The sequence below is a fragment of the Ureibacillus xyleni genome (assembly GCF_900217795.1).
Lineage (GTDB): Bacteria > Bacillota > Bacilli > Bacillales_A > Planococcaceae > Ureibacillus > Ureibacillus xyleni.
The window spans coordinates 79,606-101,404 of record NZ_OBMQ01000010.1; the positions used below are offsets into that span (position 1 = coordinate 79,606).

Here is a 21,799-nt window from a genome sequence, read left to right on the forward strand (position 1 = left end):
AATCATAACAAAATATTAAAAAAATCTATACATAAAGTGCATTGATTTATACAAAATTTACAATGCTGTAATATTTATTTCGACAATTTTTGCTACTCGAAATAAAAAAGCAAGTTATTAAAAAGGGATTTTCCCTAATTAATATACTTGCCTAATGGGTGAAAATTATGTGAAATACTTTGGCTGTAATTATAAGTGTTCTTTAAGTTCATTTTGTAGAAATGGATTGGCTGATAGAAAATGTACAAAGGTATCATATTTTCTTCGTTGTTCAATAGAAGGTTGCTTGCCTGTGTAATAAGCTCGGATTAAAATATTTTTTGGTGTATGTTCAATATCAATAAACTCCAAAATCTGCGTATCATAACCAACTAATGATAGTATTTCTGCACGAATGGCATCAGTTGCAAGAGATGCGAAACGCTCTTTTATAAGACCGTGTTGCGTCATGATTTCAAGTGCTGGAGAATTTAATTGTCTATTTAATTCATGTTGACAACAAGGGACACTTAAAATGACTTTGGCACCCCATTTTACTGCTCGTGCTAATGCCATGTCAGTTGCTACATCACAAGCATGTAAAGTAACGACCATATCGACAGCGGCTTCATCATTGTAATCATTAATATCTCCAACTAAAAATTCTAATTGGTCGTAATGTAAATCCTGTGCAATTCGATTACATTCCTCTATTACTTCTTTTTTAAGGTCTAACCCAGTTACTTTAATATCCAATCCTTTTTCCACTTTTAAATAATGATATAATGCAAAAGTTAAATAAGACTTACCTGAACCGAAATCTAATATTCGAATTTGGCGATCTTTCGGTAAGTGTGATAACGAATCGTCAATAAATTCAACAAATCGATTTATCTGCTTGAATTTATCATATTTTTGTTTTCTGACTTTTCCATCCTCTGTTTGAACGCCAAGACGAATAAGGAATGGGTAGGGAGTGGCATCATCTAATAAATACTGTTTCTTACGGTTGTGTGATAAATTAACTGGCTTTATAGAATTAGACTCTTCTACCTTCCAAAGAACTTTGTTTTTCTTTGACAATTGAACTTGAATCGTCTCATTTACAAATTGAGCGTGAATCTGACGGAAGCTCTGTAATATTATTTCGAAATTATCTGAAAATTCCTCTAATATAATGTTTTTGTGTTTTAGGATTCTTTCATATTGATACTCAATTTGTATATGGTACATACCTTTAAGCTCAATGGGTTTTAATTTTATTCTTTTAAGTTCATTCGTTTTTTGCCTTGGTTGACTAACTGTAGCAGAAACTAGCTGCTTAGATATTACTCGGTTTATAAACTCTTCTTTCATTTTCTCGTATTCCATTGTAAACCGCCTTTTTATACTTATTGGCATAAGTTTAACATATCGGAAAAAAATTGTGGTAGCAACATGAGTGCTTGAATTATTAGACAATTTGAATTAGTATAACTAAAAAGAAAATAATTTCTAAAAAATACTAGAATACTTTGTGACGAAAATGTGATAAATTATAATCAAATGATATAGTGTTACAAAAACTTCTACTTTAAACACTATTTCATCCAAAATAGAACGCTTACATCAAGGGGGATGCAAAAATGTCAGATTACGGATTTCAGCTTTTAGCGATCGTAATTTATATGGTAGCTATGATAGTTATTGGTTGGTATGCCTATAAAAGAACAACAAACCTAAATGATTACATGTTAGGTGGTCGTGATTTAGGGCCAGCTGTTACAGCATTAAGTGCTGGTGCTGCAGATATGTCCGGTTGGTTACTAATGGGACTACCTGGTGCTATTTATGCAGCAGGGTTAGTTGAAGCATGGATTGCAATTGGATTAACAGTAGGAGCATGGCTTAACTGGTTACTTGTTGCACCGCGCTTACGTGTATATACACAAGTTTCAAAGAACTCAATCACAATTCCAAGTTTCTTAGATAACCGTCTAAGAGATAATACAAAATTAATTCGTATTCTTTCTGGAATCGTAATTTTAGTATTCTTTACTTTCTATGTATCTTCAGGAATGGTATCAGGTGGTAAATTCTTCGAGAGTTCATTTGGTTTTGATTATCACACTGGTTTATTAGTTGTAGCAATTGTAACAGTAGGTTATACATTATTTGGTGGATTCTTAGCTGTTAGTTACACAGACTTTTTACAAGGTTTAATCATGTTCTTAGCTTTAGTATTAGTACCGGCAATTGGTATCTTCTTTACTGGTGGTATTGGGGAAACAATTGATTCTATTAAAGCAGTAAGCCCAGAACATTTTAGTTTATTTGCTTCAACGGCAACTGTTGCTGGTGTTGTATCATCTGTTGCTTGGGGTCTAGGGTACTTTGGACAACCTCATATTATTGTTCGTTTTATGGCGATTAAATCTGTTCAAGAAACAAAGCAAGCTCGTCGTATTGGTATTGGTTGGATGATTTTAAGTTTAATTGGTGCAATGGGTACAGCATTAGTTGGTCTTGCATATTTCCAACAAACAGGTAAAACAATTGAAGACCCAGAAACAATCTTCATCGTTATGGGACAAATTTTATTCCATCCGTTTATTGCGGGAATTATGTTAGCAGCAATTTTAGCAGCTGTAATGAGTACAATCTCTTCACAATTAATCGTTACTTCATCTGCGTTAATTGAAGATATGTATAAAGCATTATTTAAAAAAGATGCGTCAGATAAACATTATGTATTTGCTGGTCGTATTGCTGTTTTAGTTGTTGCCGTTATCGCAGCAATTTTAGGTTGGAACCCAGATAGTTCAATTCTAGATTTAGTTGGATTTGCTTGGGCAGGTTTTGGTGCTGCATTTGGTCCTACAATTTTACTTGCTTTGTACTGGAGAAAGTTAACAAATGTAGGTGCACTAGCTGGTATGTTAGCAGGTGCAGTTGTTGCCTTCGTTTGGGGACAAAGTGAAGCATTATCAGGAATGTTATATGAAATTGTTCCAGGTTTCTTAATTAACCTAGTGATCACTGTAGTTGTAAGTTTAATTACATTTAAACCGAATAAAGAAATTGAAGAAGAATTTAATGAAACATTAAGTCTTCTAAAATCAGAATCGAAATAAATATACACCTGAGACTCTTAAAGCATTTTGTTTTAAGGGTCTTTATTTTTGTTTGTGAGGATATAATATATGGTACGATATTTTAAATGGACCCTATAACGAGGGAGGAATTATATTGAGCAATATGAAAGATATCGAAGTAATTATCGAAAAAGCCATTTTAGTAGGAGTGAACTTAGTAAACGATCCTAATTTTGATTATTCCATGGAAGAATTAGCGAGTTTAGCTGAGGCTCTGGAAGTTGAAGTTGTTGGACAAGTAACACAAAACTTGGAACGAGTAAACCCTTCCCATTATGTAGGAACTGGTAAAATTGAAGAAATTAAAAACTATATTGATGAAATTGAAGCTAATCTCGTAATTTTCAATGATGAGCTGTCACCTTCACAAATCCGAAATCTTGAACATGATTTAGAATGTAAAGTGATTGACCGTACGATGCTCATATTAGATATTTTTGATCGACGTGCTAATACACGTGAAGCGAAAATGCAAGTAGAGTTAGCTCAATTACAATACATGCTACCTCGATTAGTTGGTTTGCATGCATCCCTTTCTCGTCAAGGTGGTGGCACTGGTGGAGGATTTAGAAACCGTGGTGCTGGGGAAACTAAGTTAGAACTAGACCGTCGTAAAATTGAAGATCAAATTGCTAGGCTTCGAAAAGAGCTAGAAGGTGTAAAAGAACAACGAGAGACTCAGCGCAAAAAAAGGCGTAAAAATGAACTGCCTGTTGTGTCCCTTGTAGGTTATACGAATGCTGGAAAATCAACAATTATGAATCGCATCTTGCGTAAAATTGGACAAGAGGATAATAAAAAAGTGTTTGAAAAAAACATGCTTTTTGCAACACTTGATACATCCGTTCGAAATATTGAATTGGCAGATAAAAAAACCTTCCTTTTAACAGATACTGTAGGTTTTGTAAGCAAACTACCTCACCATTTAGTAAAGGCATTCCGCTCTACCTTGGAAGAAGCTAAAAATGCTGACCTGTTGCTTCATGTTGTAGATGTATCAAATGAACAATACCGTTTTATGATGGATGTAACAAATAAAACGTTAGCGGAAGTTGACATTGAAGGAATTCCTACCATATATATTTATAACAAATCAGACCTAGCGAATGTAAAATATCCATTAGTAAGTGGCGACAATATCTGGTTATCAGCTGAAGAAGGTGCGGGATTGGATGAGTTGATTGATATGATTCGTCAGCACATTTTTTCCAACTATGTAACTTGTGAAATGCTAATTCCATTTGATAAAGGAGATATCGTTTCGTATCTAAATGGAAATGCCTTAGTTAAAAATACTGAATATGAAGAAAATGGGACTAAGCTATTTGTAGAATTAAAAGAAGTTGATTACAAAAAATATGAACAGTATGTAATAAAATAAAACAAAAAGGTAACGATATAATGTCGTTATCTTTTTTTATTTTAAAATTATTATACCGATATAAATATTGATATGATAGGATTCGTTTAAATATTAATGAAAATATAGAAAAAAGATAAATTTCTAAATATTAATTAATATATTGAAAAAACTTTAAAAATACTTTATTGTTGTGAAGTGCAATTGTCAGACAACTGACTTCGTAATAAATTGTCTGAAAAAATGAAAAAATATACAGGTAGGGTGTTTTTATATGCATAATAAAAGTGAGATAGTGAAATCCGTTCCTCAAAAGGGATTCTTCGGGCATCCTAAAGGCCTATTTACACTATTCTTTACTGAGTTCTGGGAGCGCTTTTCGTATTATGGTATGCGCGCCATTCTTATTTTCTATATGTACTATGAGTTACATGAAGGCGGACTTGGTTTAGATCGAGGTACAGCCAATTCTATCATGGCCATTTACGGGTCATTAGTATATATGTCTGGTGTAATTGGCGGATGGTTTGCTGACCGCTTATGGGGAACAAGAAGAGCCGTATTTTACGGTGGTATCTTAATTATGATTGGCCATATTGTATTAGCACTCCCACTAGGATTTACGGGCTTGTTAATTTCAATGCTATTTATCATTATTGGGACAGGATTCTTAAAATCTAATGTATCTACAATTGTTGGGGATATGTATGCTGAAAATGATAACCGTCGTGATTCAGGTTTCAGTATTTTCTATATGGGAATCAACATGGGTGCATTCATAGCACCATTTATCGTAGGAACAATTGGGGAAGACATTAGTTTCCATTTAGGTTTTGGTGTTGCTGCAATTGGTATGTTAATTGGATTAATTGTTTATTATGTGACACAGAAAAATAACTTAGGTTTAGCAGGACTTGATATTCCAAACCCAATGAATAAAGAAGAGAAAAAGAAAGCCATAAGAAATTTTGTGCTTGGAATTTTCGCAATTTTGGTAGTAGGGTTAATATTATACACAACAGATAATTTAACGATGGCACTATTTAGTCTACTTATTACAACACTAGGTGTATTGATTCCGACGATTTTCTTCGTTGTGATGTATCGTAGTCCGAAAACAAATAAAGAAGAAAAGTCGCGATTGCTTGCATATATCCCATTATTTATTGCAGCAGTTATGTTCTGGGCCATTCAAGAGCAAGGAGCGACGATTTTAGCAACTTATGCTGATACAAGAACAGATTTATCAGTTGGTAGTTTTGAACTGAAAGCTTCTTGGTTCCAATCACTTAATCCATTATTCATCATTATGTTTGCTCCAATTTTTGCGTGGATGTGGCTTCGTCTTGGAGAAAAACAACCATCAACTCCTAAAAAGTTTGCGATTTCACTATTCTTTGCAGGTGCTTCCTTCTTAGTCATGATTATCCCGGCAAAAATGTCGGGTGGTACTGAGCTTGTTAGTCCTTGGTGGTTAGTGCTTTCATTCTTCCTTGTTGTAGTTGGAGAGTTGTTATTATCTCCTGTAGGGTTATCTGCAACAACTAAATTAGCTCCGGCTGCATTTGCTGCGCAAACAATGTCTTTATGGTTCTTGACAAGTGCAGCCGCGCAAGCAATAAATGCTCAGCTAGTTCGACTTTATGAGGCAGTTTCAGAAATTACGTATTTTGGTTCTTTGGGTATTATGTCTATTGTGCTAGGCGTTATTTTATTACTGTTAACACCAATTATTTCAAAAGCAATGCGTGGGGTTAACTAACTAGTTGTTGTCCGAAATGTGATTACTATTTACATTTCGGACAATTTTTTTATGTAAATAGATGCAATTTTTTAAGTTTATACAAAAACATGGCACCTAAACGATTACTTATCCGTTATTTAATGGTACCCTTATTTAGAAAGGACGGGATATGTAGTGAAAAAATGGGGATTAGCTTTCTTAACATCTTTAGTAATGTTCTTACTAGCGGCATGTGCAGATACTGCAGAGCCGAAAACAGGAACTAAAGAAGAAAGCAAAAGTGAATTGACTTTACAAGAAGTATATGAGAAAGCTATTGAACGACAGAATACGTTAGAAAGTGTTAGTGCAGATATGAAAATGAACCAAACGCTTGTATTCGGTTCTGGTGAAGAGAAATTTGAAATGGGAACAAAAAGTAATATGAAAATGGACATGATTGTAGATCCATTATCAATGTATATGGATGGCACAATGACGATGGCCGATCCCGAATCAGGTGAAGACATTAATGTAGATATGGAAATGTACATGTCAGATCAAGGGCTATTTATGCAAGACTCTGAATCAAAACAATGGATGAAGCTTCCATCTGAACAATTTGATATGGTGATGGGACAAACAGCAAGCCAAGCAAACGCAGCAGAGCAATTAGAAGCTTTAAAAGCATTTATTGATGATTTCAAATTTGAACAAACAGATTCTGAGTATGTTTTAACTTTAAGTGCTGCAAGTGATAAGTTTAAACAATATATGTTAGAGCAAATGCAATTAAATCAAATGTTAGGTATTCCCGAAGCCGATCAACAAATGATTGAAAATATGTCATTTGATAAAATCAATTACACGATTAACATTAATAAAGAAAATTTTGATATTCTTTCAATGGATATGGTAGTAAATATGGGTATTGGTGTTGAAGGTGAAGAAATATCCATGGCAATGGACACAAATATTTTATTTAATAACTATAATGGCGTGAAAAATATAACGGTTCCACAAGACGTGATTGATAAGGCAGTTGAAGTTGAATATTAGTACAAGATTCCCAGTGATTTAGGTCATTGGGAATTTTTTTATTGCGCAACAAAGTAGTTAGAGGAATTAATTAGAATATGGACAAATATTTTATACATTAGTTTGTGATAAATGTTCTCATTTAGTTGTTGGACTGCTTATAGACGTATGTTATAATAAAAATGTAATGAATGATAATCATTTTCAACATTCTATTATTATATAAATAAAATATTATTGGGGATAAAAATGAGACTTTGGATTTTAATTGTAGCGGCAGTTATATTATCAAGCATATCATTGTTCCTTGGTGCAACGGATATTTCACCAATGGACCTACTAGATTTTAATTCTGACGAAGCAGAGATTTTTTACATTAGTCGAATCCCTCGTTTAGCAGCAATCATACTAGCAGGTATGGGGATGAGTATTGCAGGGTTAATTATGCAAAGTTTAAGTAGAAACAAATTCGTATCCCCTACAACAGCAGGTACCTTAGATGCTGCAAAACTTGGAATATTATTATCAATGCTTTTTTTCACAAGTGCAACCTATACACAGCAAATTATTTTTAGTTTTGCGTTTGCTTTAATAGGGACACTTGTATTTATGCAAATTTTAAACCGTATTAAGTTTAAGGATGCAATTTTTATCCCATTAATCGGTATTATGTATGGGAATATTTTATCGTCAATCACAGTATTTTTTGCGTATGAAAATGATCTTTTGCAAAATATCGATGCATGGCTTATGGGTGATTTCTCACTAATAATCAAAGGTCGTTATGAGCTATTATATGTGAGTATTCCAGTATTACTTATTGCGTACATATATGCGAATCGTTTTACAGTAGCTGGTATGGGTGAAGACTTCGCAAAAAACTTAGGAGTTCGTTATAAGTTTGTGTTGAACTTAGGACTAGTGTTAGTAGCGTTAATTTCAACAACAGTTGTGCTGACAGTAGGGGTTATTCCATTTTTAGGACTTATTGTGCCGAATCTTGTTTCAATTTTTAAAGGAGACAATTTAGCGAAGACGTTACCACATACAGCAGTATTAGGTATTGTATTTTTACTAGCTTGTGACATTCTTGGACGTCTCATCATTTATCCATATGAAATTCCAATTAATCTAACAGTGGGAGTAATCGGTAGTGCGATCTTCTTAATCATGTTGTTTAGGGGGAGAGCATATGCGAAATAGTACAAAGTTATTAATATTAGCAGCAATCGCATTAATTTTTGTGTTGCTATATGCATTCTACGATATTAAGGGTGGCTTTAGCTATGCATTCCCTAGAAGGTTAATAAAAATTTTAGCGATGTCTATAACGGGTGTGGCAATAGCCTATTCCACAGTAGTATTCCAAACCATTACTCATAACCGTATTCTAACACCCTCTGTAATGGGATTAGATTCTATGTATATGGTTGTTCAAACATTTATTTACTTTTTCCTAGGATCAACATCGATTTTAGTCATCAATAAATTTTTGAATTTTGGATTATCGATTGTTGCAATGGTTTTATTTGCGCTTATTTTATATCGTTTTTTATTTAGAGCTGATAAATTCCCGATTTACTTTTTATTACTTGTAGGGATGATTATTGGTACCTTGCTTGGAAGTGCAACTACCTTCCTACAAGTACTAATTGATCCAAACGAATATTTAAATTTACAAAGTAAAATGTTCGCTAGTTTCTCAAAAGTAAATGCGGATTTAATTTGGATTGCTTTAGCAATATTAATTGTAGCCTTTATATATGGATTTAAAATTATGAGCCAGCTAGATGTTATGTCGCTTGGTCGTGAAAACGCCATTAATCTAGGTGTTAATTACGATAAACTTGTTATGAACGTACTGGTATTATCATCTATTTTAATTGCAACATCCACTGCTTTAGTGGGACCAATCACTTTCTTCGGTTTAATTGTTGCCAACCTGTCGTACCAATTTTTAATAACGTATAAGCATTCAGTTCTAATCTTTGGTGCTAGTTTAATAAGTATTATTGCACTAGTTGGTGGACAGTTCATTATTGAACATCTGTTTGAGCTCTCCACAACGTTAAGTGTAATTATCAATTTTGTCGGTGGAATTTACTTTATTTATTTATTATTAAGAGAGAGTAGGTCTGCAGGATGATTCAAGTAAAAGAATTAAGTAAGTTTTTTGGAAAGAAACCTGTAGTTGATAATGTATCGGTTACCATTGAAACCGGGAAAATCACTTCTTTTATTGGTCCGAATGGGGCAGGGAAGTCAACACTACTTTCAATGGTGAGTCGTTTGTTAAACGCGGATACAGGGGAAGTCTTATTAGATACAAATGACATTAAACGCATTAAGTCAGATGAGTTTGCTAAACGTGTATCCATATTAAAACAATCAAACTTTATGAATGTTCGTTTAACTATACGTGAACTTGTTTCATTTGGCCGATATCCATATTCTAAAGGTCGCTTAAATGAAGAAGACATAAAATTTGTAGACAAAGCATTAGAATATATGAATTTATCAGATCTTCAACATAGTTTTTTAGATGAATTATCTGGTGGTCAACGTCAACGGGCATTTATTGCTATGGTTATTGCACAAGATACGGACTATGTATTATTAGATGAACCGTTGAATAATTTAGATATGAAGCACTCTGTTCAAATTATGAAAATCCTACGTAAACTTGTTGATGAGCTTGGAAAAACAGTAATTATCGTACTTCATGATATTAATTTTGCATCTGTGTATTCAGATCGCATTGTCGCTTTGAAAGATGGCCGAGTGATTAAAGATGGTCCAACCAACGAAATTATTAATTCAGAAGCATTAAAACAAATTTATGATATGGATATCCCTGTCCAAGAGCAAAACGGTTGCCGTATTTGTGTATATTTTAATTCACATTGATATTTTTAAATGATTTAGGAAAGCATATATTTAAGATATTGCTTTTCTAAATCATTTTTTTGTGCATTGGTTTAGGCAAAGTTGGAGTAAAGTAGCTATTTAGTTTAACCAAATCCTTTCTTAAGCGCTAGTTGTAAAGATGACAGCTAAGGGTTGATGAAAAATTGGGGGAAATCGCCTCAAGAACCATAACGTATGATGAATACCAAAAACAACGGGAGAAATCGGTGGAAATGCCTTTCATAGTTTCAAAACAGCAAGAGAAACCGCATCAAGTGACCTTAAGCCCGAACAGTGTGAGAGAATACAGTTCAATTAGATTACGATCGAAAAAAATTTAAAAACCCGTTGACAGAAAATAAAAATAAGATATAATTCTATTTAGTTGATAATGATTATCAATATCGAAATGACAGGAGAGAAGAGTTAAATGAAAAATTTTAAGTGGTTAACTTTACTTTTAGCGGCGCTTTTACTAGTACTAGCTGCCTGTGGTTCTAAAGAAGAATCAACAGAAAATACAGATACAAATACAGGTTCAGAGGAAGCAACAACTGAAACTGGAAATTCTACATACCCACTAACTGTTAAATCAACAGTAGAAGGTTATGATGATGTTACATTTGAAGAAATGCCGAAAAAGATTGTAGTTATGGATTATGGTTTCTTAGATACATTAGATACATTAGGTGTTGAAGTAACAGGTGTATCAAAAGGAGTATTTCCTGAACATTTAGCGAAATATGAAGATGAAAAATACTTAAACGCTGGTACATTAAAAGAACCTTTATTTGAAGATATTGCTGCTATGGAGCCAGATGCAATCTTTATTTCTGGTCGTCAAGCTGATTTCTACGATCAACTAAGTGAAATTGCTCCAACAGTATTTGTTGGTGTTGATACTGCAAACTATTGGAACTCATTCATTGATTCAGTAAACATTGCAGCTGAAATGTTTGGTAAACAAGATGAAGCTAAAGAAAAATTAGCTGAAGTTGAAAAAGCAATTGAAGATGTAAAAGCAGTGTCTTCTGAAAACGGGAAAGCGTTAGTAACTCTTTACAATGAAACATTATCTGCATACGGCCCTGGAGATGGTTCTCGTTTCGGATATGTACACAGCGTATTTGGATTCCAAGCTGCAGATGAGTCACTAGAAAACTCAACTCACGGAGCACAATTAACTTACGAACAAGTCTTGAAAATTAACCCAGAATTACTATTTGTTGTTGACCGCGTAGCTGCTACAGGTGAAGAATCAAATGTAAAAGAAGCAATTGAAAATGAGATTATTAACAAAACAACTGCTGCTCAAAATGGTAAAATTGTATACTTAGACGGAGCACTTTGGTACTTAGTAACTGGTGGTTTACAATCAGAGTTAGCAAAAATTGAAGAAATTAAAAATGAATTAAAATAATTTTTATATGCATAGGCTGTCCTAATGTTTAGGGCAGCTTTTATTACAGCATAGGGGGAAAAGGAATGTTTGTTCAAATTCGTAAATGGATTGTAACAGAAGGAAATTCTGATAAAATTATTGAGCGTTTTAAGAAAAGACCAGATCAAGGTCCATCTTTAATTGAGCAACGTGAAGGTTTTATTAGTCGTGAACTGCTTGTGAAAAATGTACGTCGCGGTGAAGAGGAAGTGCTTATGATTGTGCGCTGGGAGTCTGAAGAGGCATGGAAAGCTTGGGAAAAGAGCCCTGAGCATATAGCAGGACACAAAGCAAAAATCAAAGAACATGGCGGCAAACCACCAAAACCAGAATATATAATTAATATGGAACACGGAAGTTATTCAGTGGTTGAATAGTAAAAGAAACGTCCTAAGATTAGGGCACTGAAAAAGTCGATTTTAATAAATTTTTATAATAAAAATACGCTCAGATCTTTTAGGAAGTGGGATTCACGAAGACTCCTACGGGAACAGCTTGAGCTGAAGACCCCGCAGGAGCTTGCGACGAGGAGGCTGAAGCCAAGCCCGTGGAAAGCGAAGTGAATCCCACCTTCTATTTAGAAGCAAATAATTACTATAAATTTTTATCGGTATTTAGTTTTTCAGTGGCTTCCCTAAGATAGGGCGTTTTTTTATGTTATTTTATTATCCTCAATAATATAATTTACTATGTTAATATTTATTAGAAGGTGAGGTCTTTATGAAAAAAATATCGTACATATTAGCTTTCATTTCTTTGTGTATTTTCATTATTATTTCTACAAACTTCAAAAAACCACTATTTTTAAAACTTGACGAAGCAATATCGGACCTATTTTATGGTAACAAAATGATTATTGCCTTTCACTACTTAGGAAGTACATCACTAATTGTAGCGGTTGCTTTAATTCTTTTAGTCATCTTATGGTTCAAACAAAGAAATTACCGAGGTATGCTGTTTGTCCTGTTGACGATTGCAGGTGGAAGAGTTTTAAACCAAATAATTAAAAATGTAGTTGAACGACCAAGGCCAGAGATTGCCGATCAAATAACTTCATTTAGTTTCCCATCTGGCCATGCAATGCTTTCGTTGTTATATTTATTTACAATAGCATATTTATTAGCGGAAGTTATCGTAAGCAAAAAGAAAATGATAATAGTCTGGCTAATTGCAGCTATGCTTTCAATGTTGATAGGATTGTCAAGAATTGCGGAAAGTCATCATTATCCAACAGATGTCATTGCAGGATGGACAATAGCCTATAGCTGGTTCGTTCTTTGTGCATTTTGGTATGAACAAAGAAAGACTAAATTTAATAAGATAAAAAATAACACCTAATATGGTGTTATTTTTTTATTCGGATGTTTTCCGAAAACAAAATATGTTGTTAGGTTAAAAAAAGTTGCACAAAGGAAACTTCTGAGTATATAATACTAGTAACATAAAAGAAGGAGATTATCTCAATATGGATGGAAACGTCATCTTTGCTTTAAGTTTGACGCTGTTTGCTGGGTTAGCCACTGGAGTTGGAGCTTTAATTGCCTTTTTCACATCAAGAACGAATAAGAAGTTTCTTTCAGTTGCGTTAGGTTTTTCTGCTGGTGTCATGATTTATGTTTCCTTAATTGAAATCTTTGTAAAAGCTAAAGATTCTCTTACGAATGCATTAGGAGAAACCCAAGGCTATAGGATGACCGTTATCGGCTTTTTTGGAGGTATGCTATTTATCGCACTGATTGACCGGTTTATTCCAAAGAAAAATAATCCGCATGAGGTAAAAACGGTTGAAGATGTTAATGCTGTTAAGCTAAATGAAAATGGTGTAGATGAAGAGAAATTAATGAAAATGGGCGTATTTACAGCATTAGCAATCGGTATACACAACTTTCCAGAAGGTATAGCGACGTTTATGTCTGCTATTCAGGACCCAAACGTTGGTATAGCTATAGCAATAGCAGTGGCTATTCACAATATTCCTGAGGGGATTGCGGTAGCTGTTCCAATTTATTTTGCAACTGGTATTCGCAAAAAAGCATTTAAATTATCCTTCTCTTCCGGATTAGCAGAACCAATCGGAGCAATTGTTGCATATTTAATATTAATGCCATTTTTAACTGAAACCATGTTTGGTATTATCTTTGCAGGTGTTGCAGGGATCATGGTCTTTATTTCACTAGACGAGTTACTACCAGCTGCTCAAAAATATGACGAGACACATTTATCAATTTATGGATTAGTGGCAGGTATGGTTGTCATGGCATTGAGTTTATTGTTATTAGCGTAAAAAAATAGGGAAACGTATAAGTTATATGGCTTATACGGCTCCCTATTTTATATTGTTCAAACATTGTTGAAATTCTATTATCCATTTAAGAAGCAGATGTCGCATTTTCTGAAGCGACTGTAAAATGTTCATTTACATGATGGGGATTTTCGATTTCGTCTAAAACAGCAACAGCATAATCCGCATAACTTACATAACTAATTTGTTGTGAGTTTAGAAGAAGGCGGTCTTTACCTAAAATGTAGTGGCCAGTTCGAGGACCATCTGAATCAAATAAAGGAGACGGGCTTAAAAAAGTCCATTTTATTGATGAGCGTTGTAAATCAATTAGATTTTGGAGCTGTTGACGTGCGATGCTTTTAGATTCTTGGGGATATTCAGGGATATCTATAAGACGTGTTGTACACTCACGGTCAATAAATAAACTTCCTGGACCACCAACAACAAATAATTTTGTATTTGTTTTTTCCAGAAGTTTAATTAAATGTCTACCTAATTCTACATGTAGAAATTTTTCACCGGGTAAGGCACTATATGCATTGATTAAAACATCGAAGTGCATTAAATCTTTCTTAGTTAGTTCAAATGCTTCCCTTTTAACAATTTTAATATTTGGATCTATTAATCTTTCTCTATGACGTACGAATGCGGTAATTTCATGGTTCCGCATTTTAGCCTCCATTAAAATATTTCTACCGGCTTTACTAGACGCACCGATAATGCCAATTTTCATAATGAATTACCCCTTTCGAACGTATTTTGGAATTGGTTAAGGAAGAGAAATGGAAGAAATGTGCCTTGAGTTGAACATCTTTTGTTAGAGGAAAAAACAAAAAGATGCCCATAAATCAAATATATGATTTAATAGGCATCTTTATTAATTTTATTTGGAATTTTTAAGATTATGCTAAAACATCATTAGCAACTTCAATAACTGAAACGCCTTGGTGGTCTGCTCTTGTTAGCATAATTTCGTGTTCTGGGAATTGCTTCTTCATTTGTTTTACAAATTGCTCAGAAATGGCAATAGGGATAATTGAAATAACAGTTGGGCCCGCACCACTTAATGCTGTTCCATAAGCGCCAGCTTCTTTAGCTGCCATATGAATTTCATGGAAGTAAGGAATTAATTTTGCACGGAATGGTTCATGGAATAAATCAGATTCCATATAACGACCAATTCGTTCATAGTCTTTGTTGATTAAAGAAGCTGCTAACATGTTAGCATTTGCACTTGCTTGTACTGCATAACCTCGATCAAACTGTTCAGGTAATACTTTTCGAGCTTCTGAGGTTTTTAATTCAACATTTGGAATGAACACAACAAAAGCTGCATCTATATCTTGTACATGAATTGTATCAACAACCCCATCTTCATCGAGGACAGAGATTGTAAGACCACCTAAAACAGATGCGGTTGCATTATCAGGATGTCCTTCAATTTGTGATGAAATGTTCAATTTATCTTGAGTTGTAAGATTTAAATCACAAACAAGGTTTGCTAATTCAATTGCAGCTACAATAGCGGCAGCACTACTACCTAAACCACGAGCGAAAGGTAATTCACTTTTCATTTCAATTCGGCATGGTGGTAAACTTTTTCCGAAACGAGCTGCTGTTTCTTTTGCAATTGTGTATATTAGATGTTCTTCTAATACGAACTCTTTCGGTAAGTGATCAGAGATGTGGATGATTTCCCACTTGTCCGTAATCGACACTGTTAATTCTAGATATAAGGACAAACTAAGCCCAATGGAATCAAACCCAGGTCCTAAGTTAGCAGTGCTTCCAGGGACAGTGATTTGCCATTTTTTACTCATAGAATTCCCTCAATATATTTACGAATTTCTTCTTCATCATTTTTAAGTGAAACTAAATCCACTGTAGATACATTCATAGCTGTATCTGGGTCTTTTAAGCCGTTACCTGTAAATACAGTTACTACGCGGCTACCTTTTTCAATTTTCCCGCTGTTTACAGATTTAATTACACCAGCAAGCGATGCAGCAGAACCCGGTTCAACAAAGATACCTTCAGTCCCAGCAATTAGTTTGTATGCAGCTAAGATTTCTTCGTCTGTAACTGAATCGATAATACCGCCTGATTCGTCACGAGCTGCTTCAGCAAATTTCCAGCTAGCGGGGTTACCGATACGAATTGCAGTTGCCACTGTTTCTGGGTTTGCGATTGGCTCACCTTTAACGATAGCTGCAGCGCCTTCAGCTTCGAAACCATACATTTTTGGAAGGCCCGTATTTTTTGCTTCATTATATTCTTTAAAACCTTTCCAGTAAGCAGTAATATTACCTGCGTTACCAACCGGAATACATAAGTAATCTGGAGCATGTCCTAAGCTGTCTACAATTTCAAATGCAGCAGTTTTTTGACCTTCAATACGATATGGATTAACTGAGTTTACTAATTTAACAGGTGTTGTTTCACTAACTTGACGAACAATTGATAATGCATCGTCAAAGTTACCGTCAATTTCGATAATTTTCGCACCATACATACATGCTTGTGCTAGTTTACCAAGAGCTACTTTTCCTTTAGGGATAACTACGATAGATTGAATACCTGCACGAGTTGCATAAGCTGATGCAGCCGCAGATGTATTACCAGTAGAAGCACAAATAACACATTTTGCCCCATCTTCAATAGCTTTTGCTACAGCAAAAACCATACCGCGGTCTTTAAATGATCCTGTAGGGTTAGCTCCTTCGATTTTTCCATATAATTCAATGCCTAATTCTTTTGATAAATTTACTAAATGAATAAGGGGAGTATTTCCTTCATTTAAAGTAAGAGACGGCGTATTTTCTGTAACAGGTAAAAATTCTTTATATTCTTCAATAAGACCTTTCCACATAACGAGTTAGCTCCTTTTGTTCTCACTGGATGAACAGTTGTTTGTATATAAAAGACATTTTAACGAAAATAGTGGTGTTTATCAATAGTATTTAGGAAATTAACAAAATACTCTCATTAATTTAAGGATCATAATTAATATGAGAAAGTGAAGCCATAATCATGTTTTGTTAATTGGAGAAACCTAAATGAACCACAGTAAGTCAATTATAACCTAGAAAATGTTGTGAGTATTTAAGAATACATTGTTATTAAGTGGAAGTAAGGGATAATAGCTGCAGTTTTTGCTTTCGGCGCAGATAAACGAGACACAGAGGAAATATTGAAATTAACTCCTAAGAAAATGAAGTACTAAATATTGCGCCTGCCGCTTTTGCTTTCGGCGCGGATAAACGAGACACTCAGAAGAAGGGTGAGTGTCTCGTTTATTGTCGAATTTTATCTTGTTAAACTATCAGAAAATTTGACAAAATGATGTCATTTTCGGATTTTTATTTTAGTAGATTAAAGTTTTTTCTGAAAACTCATTGTATTCAATTTACAATGGTGTTAATCTAGCTTTTATTAAAATAAATGTATACATATGCAATTAACAGGAAGGAAGTGGAAGTTAACATGAGCATTTGTAATGAAATAAAAAAACGATTCATCCGTTTATCTAGAGGGCAACGAAAGGTCGCGCAATTTGTTATTGATAACCCGAATATTATCGCAACTCATATTGCTTCCGATGTTGGTAAGCTTATTGGGGTAAGTGAATCGACGGTAATTCGATTTTGTTATGCGATGGAATTGTCTGGTTTTTCTGAACTGCAGGAAAGAATTAAAGAAGATTTAATGGGTGTTCAGAAAACTGAGGTGGGTGATCATCCACTTATTACAAAAAAACAGGAACATCTTGTTAGTAATGTAATGAATCGAGATATTACAAGCATCTTAAATACAATTCAATTAGTAGAAGAAAGGCAGTTTGAACAAGCCGTTAAATGGATGCATGAATCCAATTTTTTATATGTATTAGGCTTTAGACAATCTTCTCCATCAGCTAGCTTCTTAAGTAGTACTTTAGGAAATTACCGAAGACATGTAAAACAAATCCAACATGATGTGGAAGATATTGTTCAACAAATTAGTGGGATGGACGAACATTCATTACTATTTGTATTAGCGTTAGATGCGGTTCTAGAGGATGTATTAACGATTACAAAATTAGCAAAAAATAAAAATGTGAAGGTAGTTGCAATTACAAATTCAGGTTTATCTCCTATTCGAGAATATGCAGATATCGTATTTACTGTGGGAGCACAAAAACAAGCTTCTGCAGAAACTATTATCGCATCTCATTCGTTAATCCATGGATTAGTTGAAGGGATGGTCGCTCAAAATAAAAGACAATATAAAACTTACCAAAAATCTAATGCGCAAATAGAAAGTAACTTTGTTTTTCTCGAAAAGGCTAAGATTATATAGAAATTGTAAAGTTAAAGCGAATTCGTCGGGCACAGGCGAATTCGTTTTTTTCTAAGTAAATAAGATGTGCATAAATATACAGTTTATATATTCGTAAAGGGATATATATAAAGCCTAAAATAGCCTTGAATTGTAAAAATCAATGGGTTAGTAAATAGGGTGAGGCTTTTTGAAAAGTATCGAATAATGTTGTCGAGATTTGTCTAACGGGTGGATAAATATTACATGGAAGCAAAGTTCTATTTTTCTAATTATCGATAGGTATGTTAAAATAAATTCGAAATATAAACCCACGATTATAGGAGGCCTCATTTCATGAGCAAAGTATTAGTTTTTGGACATAAAAATCCAGATACAGACACAATCACTTCTGCAATTGTTTATGCATACTTAAAACAACAACTAGGTGTTGAAGCTGAAGCAGTACGTTTAGGCGAAGTGAATAACGAAACTCAATTTGCGTTAGACAAATTTGGTTTTGAAGCACCAAGATTAATTGGAAATGTAGCAGAAGAAGCGAGTAGTGTTATTTTAGTTGACCATAATGAACGTCAACAATCGGCTGATGGGATTGAACAGGTAAAAGTAACTGAAGTAATTGACCATCATCGTATTGCGAACTTTGAAACTTCTGACCCATTATACTATCGTGCAGAACCAGTTGGCTGTACAGCAACGATTTTAAATAAGATTTTTAAGGAAAATAATATTGAAATTCCAGCAAATATTGCGGGATTAATGCTATCTGCTATTGTTTCTGATACATTATTATTCAAATCACCGACTTGTACAGAACAAGATGTACAAGCTGGAAATGAATTGGCTGAGATAGCTGGAGTTGATGCAGCTGAATATGGCTTAGCGATGTTAAAAGCAGGCGCAGATTTATCCGATAAATCATTAGAAGACTTATTGTCATTAGATGCAAAAGAATTTACATTTGGTGAAGTAAAAGCAGTTGTTGCACAAGTAAATGCTGTGGATGTAAATGATGTATTAAATCGAAAAGAAGAATTAGTTAATTTATTAAATAAAAACGTTGAAGATAATAATTTAAATCTTTTCTTCTTCGTTGTAACAGATATTCTAAATAACGATTCAACAGCAGTTGTAGTAGGTAATGCAGCTCAAGCAGCAGCAGCTAGCTTCGGTAAAGAACTAGTAAATGACTTAGTGGATTTACCTAGCGTTGTATCACGTAAAAAGCAAATTGTACCAGTTTTAACAGAAGGTCTATAATAAATAGTAAAATCCCCGAATCACTGTTCGGGGATTTTTTTTATTTTTTTAATTTTAAAGGATAAACTGCAGGGCCTTCAATGACATTGCCATTTTTATCAAAACGAGAGCCGTGGCATGGACAATCCCATGTTTCATCGCCTTCGTTCCATTTTGTTTTACAACCGAGATGTGTGCATTTTGGCGCTTCCATTCTCGTTATATATCCACCTGCAAGATTAGTTGTAACTAGACCGAGAATCTTTAATGCCCGTAAAAAATTAAGTCCAAAATTGCCTCTTGAAGGACTATAAACATCAGCTGCTCTATGTTTTTCTCTCATAATAGCGCTTGAAATAATCTCACCTGCTACTAGTGAATTAGAAAGTCCCCATTTTCGATAGCCAGTGGCAACAAAAATATTAGATTCATTTTCAGTTAATTGACCAATATATGGCATTAAGTCTGGTGTATCTGGATCTTGTGCACTCCAGCAATATGTTGGCTCGGCTAAATCAAATACCGAAGCCATTTCAGATTTTAAAGTGTCATAATAATTTTGCGTATTTTTCTTCGTCCCAGCAGTATGACTAGTTCCACCGTAAATAAAATAAGGGGTGTTAGAAACTAAGGCTGTTCGAATCGTTCTTGATGCACTGTCAACAGATAGATATTGACCTTTTAATAATTCAGAAGTTTTTGAAGCCAGTAAATAAGAGCGCTCCACTGAAAGTTTTGTCGTGTATAAACCTTTTATTGATTCGATTGGATAATGAGAACATAGAACTAAATGTTTATAAGAGATACGGTGCTCATCTTCTGTTAACACATAATTCTCATCAATCACCAATTTTGTTACGCGACTACGAACGTATATCTGTGCGCCTTCTTTTAATGCATGCTTTGCAAAATGTATTGCAAAGTTCGTTGGATGGATTTGGAACGTATCTGGCATTTTTATAGAGGATGTTACTGAAAAAGGCAATTCCGTTTCAGTCGTTTCAATACCAGGTAAGTCCAATGTTTTATAAGCGTTTAATTCATCTTGTAATGTTTGTTTACCTTCATCTGTTGTTGCATAAATAAATGAATCGACTTTTTGATATAGATCGATTGGAGTTTCTTGAAGAGCAAAATCAATGGCTCTTTTATTTGCATCAAAATAAGTTTTAATTTCTTCTTCAGAAAAGCTTTTTAACATCTTACTGAAAACTAAACCGTGTTGAGGAGTTAACTTTCCTGTAGAATGACCTGTTGTACCAATTCCTACCGTTTCTTTTGCTTCAATAAGCACAACATTAATACCTTTTTTAGCAAGTAGATAAGCAGTATAAACACCGCTTAAACCACCACCAATAATACAAACATCACACTCCATGTTATTTGAAATTTTTGTAGAAGAAATGTTGTTAATATTTGATAGCCACAATGAATTTTGCATAAGGGCCCCCACTAAGATTATTTTTAACCAGTATTGGAATTTTTCTAATACAATATTCAGTTGAGCACAATAATTGTAGGAATATTGATGCAATCGTAAAATAGGGGGAAAGGAGGAAGTAAATATGAAAATTGAAGTATGGTCAGATTATGTTTGTCCATTTTGTTATATAGGGAAACGTCAATTGGAGAAGGCAATTAAAGATTCAGGTTATGAAGGTCAGGTGGAGGTCGAATATAAGAGTTTTCTGTTAGATCCTACGACGCCTTTAGATGCTAAAGATTCCGTTTATTCTTCCTTAGCGAAAAAGTATAACGTATCAATCGAACAAGCAAAAAATATGACAAAGGGAGTAGCAGAACGCGCTAAAGAAGTTGGCCTAGAATATGATTTTGATATTATGAAAGAAGCAAATACTGTTGCAGCGCATCGTCTTGCAAAATGGGCAGCAACAAAACAAAAAGGTGCAGAATTAAGTGAAAGACTACTTAAAGCCTACTTTTTAGAAGGTAAAGCTATTGGTCAACATGATGTTCTTTTAAATTTAGTAGATGAAGTTGGTCTTGACCAAGAGGGAGCACGACAAGTAATAGATAGTGACCAATTTGCTAAAGAGGTTGAACGCGATATATACGAGGCTCAGCAAATTGGGGTACGGGGTGTACCATTCTTTGTATTTAATAATAAATACGGAATTTCTGGTGCACAACCTCAAGAATTGTTTGAACAAACGATAGAAAAAGTAGCAATTGAAGCAGGATTAAAGCCCAAATTAAAAATGGTAGGCGATCAAGGGGATAATTGTTCAGATGGGCAGTGTAATTTCTAATAAATTCTTTAGGTATTACTTGCGATAATGCGGTTTTCGGTCAAAAGTATGAGGCTTATTTTATTGAAATAATATTAATTCTCCTTTATGATAATTCCATATCTTGA

General features: G+C 34.1%; 19 protein-coding genes. 14 read left to right on the forward strand and 5 right to left on the reverse strand.

Annotated elements, in window-relative coordinates; genetic code table 11:
• Positions 1-189 precede the first annotated feature (189 nt).
• Positions 190-1,350, reverse strand: a complete 1,161-nt coding sequence (locus CRO00_RS14120; RefSeq protein WP_097074310.1) for a class I SAM-dependent methyltransferase — start codon at positions 1,348-1,350, stop codon at positions 190-192.
• Positions 1,351-1,604: 254 nt separating this feature from the next.
• Between CRO00_RS14120 and putP the strand changes: the two genes are divergently transcribed.
• The 11 genes from putP to zupT all read left to right on the forward strand — a co-directional run bounded on the left by putP (position 1,605) and on the right by zupT (position 13,866).
• Positions 1,605-3,092 carry a sodium/proline symporter PutP gene (gene putP, locus CRO00_RS14125; protein WP_097074311.1) on the forward strand — a complete coding sequence of 496 codons (1,488 nt, stop codon included), beginning with the start codon at positions 1,605-1,607 and terminating at the stop codon, positions 3,090-3,092.
• A 124-nt stretch (positions 3,093-3,216) separates the two neighbouring features.
• On the forward strand, positions 3,217-4,494 hold the full coding sequence (gene hflX / locus CRO00_RS14130; RefSeq protein ID WP_097074373.1) for a GTPase HflX: 1,278 nt from the start codon (positions 3,217-3,219) through the stop codon (positions 4,492-4,494).
• A gap of 253 nt (positions 4,495-4,747) precedes the next feature.
• Positions 4,748-6,235: a peptide MFS transporter gene (locus CRO00_RS14135; RefSeq protein WP_097074312.1), complete on the forward strand. Its 1,488-nt coding sequence runs from the start codon at positions 4,748-4,750 to the stop codon at positions 6,233-6,235.
• A 156-nt stretch (positions 6,236-6,391) separates the two neighbouring features.
• The gene (locus CRO00_RS14140; RefSeq protein ID WP_097074313.1) at positions 6,392-7,255 is read left to right on the forward strand and encodes a DUF6612 family protein; all 864 of its coding nucleotides are present in this window, start codon (positions 6,392-6,394) and stop codon (positions 7,253-7,255) included.
• 228 nt (positions 7,256-7,483) lie between these two features.
• Positions 7,484-8,437, forward strand: a complete 954-nt coding sequence (locus CRO00_RS14145; RefSeq protein WP_097074314.1) for an ABC transporter permease — start codon at positions 7,484-7,486, stop codon at positions 8,435-8,437.
• Positions 8,427-9,380 carry an iron chelate uptake ABC transporter family permease subunit gene (locus tag CRO00_RS14150; protein WP_097074315.1) on the forward strand — a complete coding sequence of 318 codons (954 nt, stop codon included), beginning with the start codon at positions 8,427-8,429 and terminating at the stop codon, positions 9,378-9,380. Before CRO00_RS14145 ends, CRO00_RS14150 begins: the two co-directional genes overlap by 11 nt.
• Entirely contained in the window at positions 9,377-10,141 is a 765-nt protein-coding gene (locus tag CRO00_RS14155) for an iron ABC transporter ATP-binding protein (RefSeq protein WP_097074316.1), read from the forward strand. Before CRO00_RS14150 ends, CRO00_RS14155 begins: the two co-directional genes overlap by 4 nt.
• A 430-nt stretch (positions 10,142-10,571) precedes the next feature.
• Positions 10,572-11,561: a siderophore ABC transporter substrate-binding protein gene (locus CRO00_RS14160; protein WP_097074317.1), complete on the forward strand. Its 990-nt coding sequence runs from the start codon at positions 10,572-10,574 to the stop codon at positions 11,559-11,561.
• 65 nt (positions 11,562-11,626) lie between these two features.
• Positions 11,627-11,959 (forward strand): antibiotic biosynthesis monooxygenase family protein, encoded by a 333-nt coding sequence (locus CRO00_RS14165; RefSeq protein ID WP_097074318.1) that lies wholly within the window; start codon positions 11,627-11,629, stop codon positions 11,957-11,959.
• Between the two features lie 343 nt (positions 11,960-12,302).
• Positions 12,303-12,920, forward strand: coding sequence for a phosphatase PAP2 family protein (locus CRO00_RS14170; protein ID WP_097074319.1), 618 nt, complete (start codon positions 12,303-12,305; stop codon positions 12,918-12,920).
• A gap of 127 nt (positions 12,921-13,047) precedes the next feature.
• Positions 13,048-13,866, forward strand: a complete 819-nt coding sequence (gene zupT / locus CRO00_RS14175; RefSeq protein ID WP_097074320.1) for a zinc transporter ZupT — start codon at positions 13,048-13,050, stop codon at positions 13,864-13,866.
• Positions 13,867-13,951: 85 nt separating this feature from the next.
• Here the strand turns inward: zupT and CRO00_RS14180 are convergent, their stop codons facing one another.
• From CRO00_RS14180 to thrC, 3 genes are all read right to left on the reverse strand, one after another.
• Positions 13,952-14,599 carry an NAD(P)-dependent oxidoreductase gene (locus tag CRO00_RS14180; RefSeq protein WP_097074321.1) on the reverse strand — a complete coding sequence of 216 codons (648 nt, stop codon included), beginning with the start codon at positions 14,597-14,599 and terminating at the stop codon, positions 13,952-13,954.
• 169 nt (positions 14,600-14,768) lie between these two features.
• A complete protein-coding gene (gene thrB / locus CRO00_RS14185; RefSeq protein ID WP_097074322.1) occupies positions 14,769-15,686 on the reverse strand; it encodes a homoserine kinase in 918 nt (305 codons plus the stop codon).
• The gene (gene thrC, locus CRO00_RS14190; protein ID WP_097074323.1) at positions 15,683-16,735 is read right to left on the reverse strand and encodes a threonine synthase; all 1,053 of its coding nucleotides are present in this window, start codon (positions 16,733-16,735) and stop codon (positions 15,683-15,685) included. Before thrC ends, thrB begins: the two co-directional genes overlap by 4 nt.
• A gap of 614 nt (positions 16,736-17,349) precedes the next feature.
• On the opposite strand from thrC, the gene CRO00_RS14195 reads away from it, so the two are divergent.
• On the forward strand, positions 17,350-18,204 hold the full coding sequence (locus CRO00_RS14195; protein WP_161946701.1) for a MurR/RpiR family transcriptional regulator: 855 nt from the start codon (positions 17,350-17,352) through the stop codon (positions 18,202-18,204).
• Between the two features lie 315 nt (positions 18,205-18,519).
• Entirely contained in the window at positions 18,520-19,443 is a 924-nt protein-coding gene (locus CRO00_RS14200; RefSeq protein ID WP_097074325.1) for a manganese-dependent inorganic pyrophosphatase, read from the forward strand.
• 40 nt (positions 19,444-19,483) lie between these two features.
• On the opposite strand, the gene CRO00_RS14205 is transcribed toward CRO00_RS14200, so the two are convergent.
• Entirely contained in the window at positions 19,484-20,863 is a 1,380-nt protein-coding gene (locus CRO00_RS14205; protein WP_097074326.1) for an FAD-dependent oxidoreductase, read from the reverse strand.
• A gap of 100 nt (positions 20,864-20,963) precedes the next feature.
• Here CRO00_RS14205 and CRO00_RS14210 point away from each other — a divergent pair, with 100 nt between their 5' ends.
• Positions 20,964-21,692: a DsbA family oxidoreductase gene (locus CRO00_RS14210; RefSeq protein WP_272914320.1), complete on the forward strand. Its 729-nt coding sequence runs from the start codon at positions 20,964-20,966 to the stop codon at positions 21,690-21,692.
• The last annotated feature ends 107 nt before the right edge of the window (positions 21,693-21,799 follow it).

Bases quoted from the DNA above. Each gene is read 5' to 3' on its own strand.
- zupT (WP_097074320.1), top strand. From the start codon at position 13,048: ATGGATGGAAACGTCATCTTTGCTTTAAGTTTGACGCTGTTTGCTGGG.
- thrC (WP_097074323.1), bottom strand. From the start codon at position 16,735: ATGTGGAAAGGTCTTATTGAAGAATATAAAGAATTTTTACCTGTTACA.
- putP (WP_097074311.1), top strand. From the start codon at position 1,605: ATGTCAGATTACGGATTTCAGCTTTTAGCGATCGTAATTTATATGGTA.
- CRO00_RS14135 (WP_097074312.1), top strand. From the start codon at position 4,748: ATGCATAATAAAAGTGAGATAGTGAAATCCGTTCCTCAAAAGGGATTC.
- CRO00_RS14195 (WP_161946701.1), top strand. From the start codon at position 17,350: ATGAGCATTTGTAATGAAATAAAAAAACGATTCATCCGTTTATCTAGA.
- hflX (WP_097074373.1), top strand. From the start codon at position 3,217: ATGAAAGATATCGAAGTAATTATCGAAAAAGCCATTTTAGTAGGAGTG.
- CRO00_RS14205 (WP_097074326.1), bottom strand. From the start codon at position 20,863: ATGCAAAATTCATTGTGGCTATCAAATATTAACAACATTTCTTCTACA.
- CRO00_RS14160 (WP_097074317.1), top strand. From the start codon at position 10,572: ATGAAAAATTTTAAGTGGTTAACTTTACTTTTAGCGGCGCTTTTACTA.
- CRO00_RS14150 (WP_097074315.1), top strand. From the start codon at position 8,427: ATGCGAAATAGTACAAAGTTATTAATATTAGCAGCAATCGCATTAATT.
- CRO00_RS14170 (WP_097074319.1), top strand. From the start codon at position 12,303: ATGAAAAAAATATCGTACATATTAGCTTTCATTTCTTTGTGTATTTTC.
- CRO00_RS14180 (WP_097074321.1), bottom strand. From the start codon at position 14,599: ATGAAAATTGGCATTATCGGTGCGTCTAGTAAAGCCGGTAGAAATATT.
- CRO00_RS14120 (WP_097074310.1), bottom strand. From the start codon at position 1,350: ATGGAATACGAGAAAATGAAAGAAGAGTTTATAAACCGAGTAATATCT.
- CRO00_RS14145 (WP_097074314.1), top strand. From the start codon at position 7,484: ATGAGACTTTGGATTTTAATTGTAGCGGCAGTTATATTATCAAGCATA.
- CRO00_RS14200 (WP_097074325.1), top strand. From the start codon at position 18,520: ATGAGCAAAGTATTAGTTTTTGGACATAAAAATCCAGATACAGACACA.
- thrB (WP_097074322.1), bottom strand. From the start codon at position 15,686: ATGAGTAAAAAATGGCAAATCACTGTCCCTGGAAGCACTGCTAACTTA.
- CRO00_RS14165 (WP_097074318.1), top strand. From the start codon at position 11,627: ATGTTTGTTCAAATTCGTAAATGGATTGTAACAGAAGGAAATTCTGAT.
- CRO00_RS14155 (WP_097074316.1), top strand. From the start codon at position 9,377: ATGATTCAAGTAAAAGAATTAAGTAAGTTTTTTGGAAAGAAACCTGTA.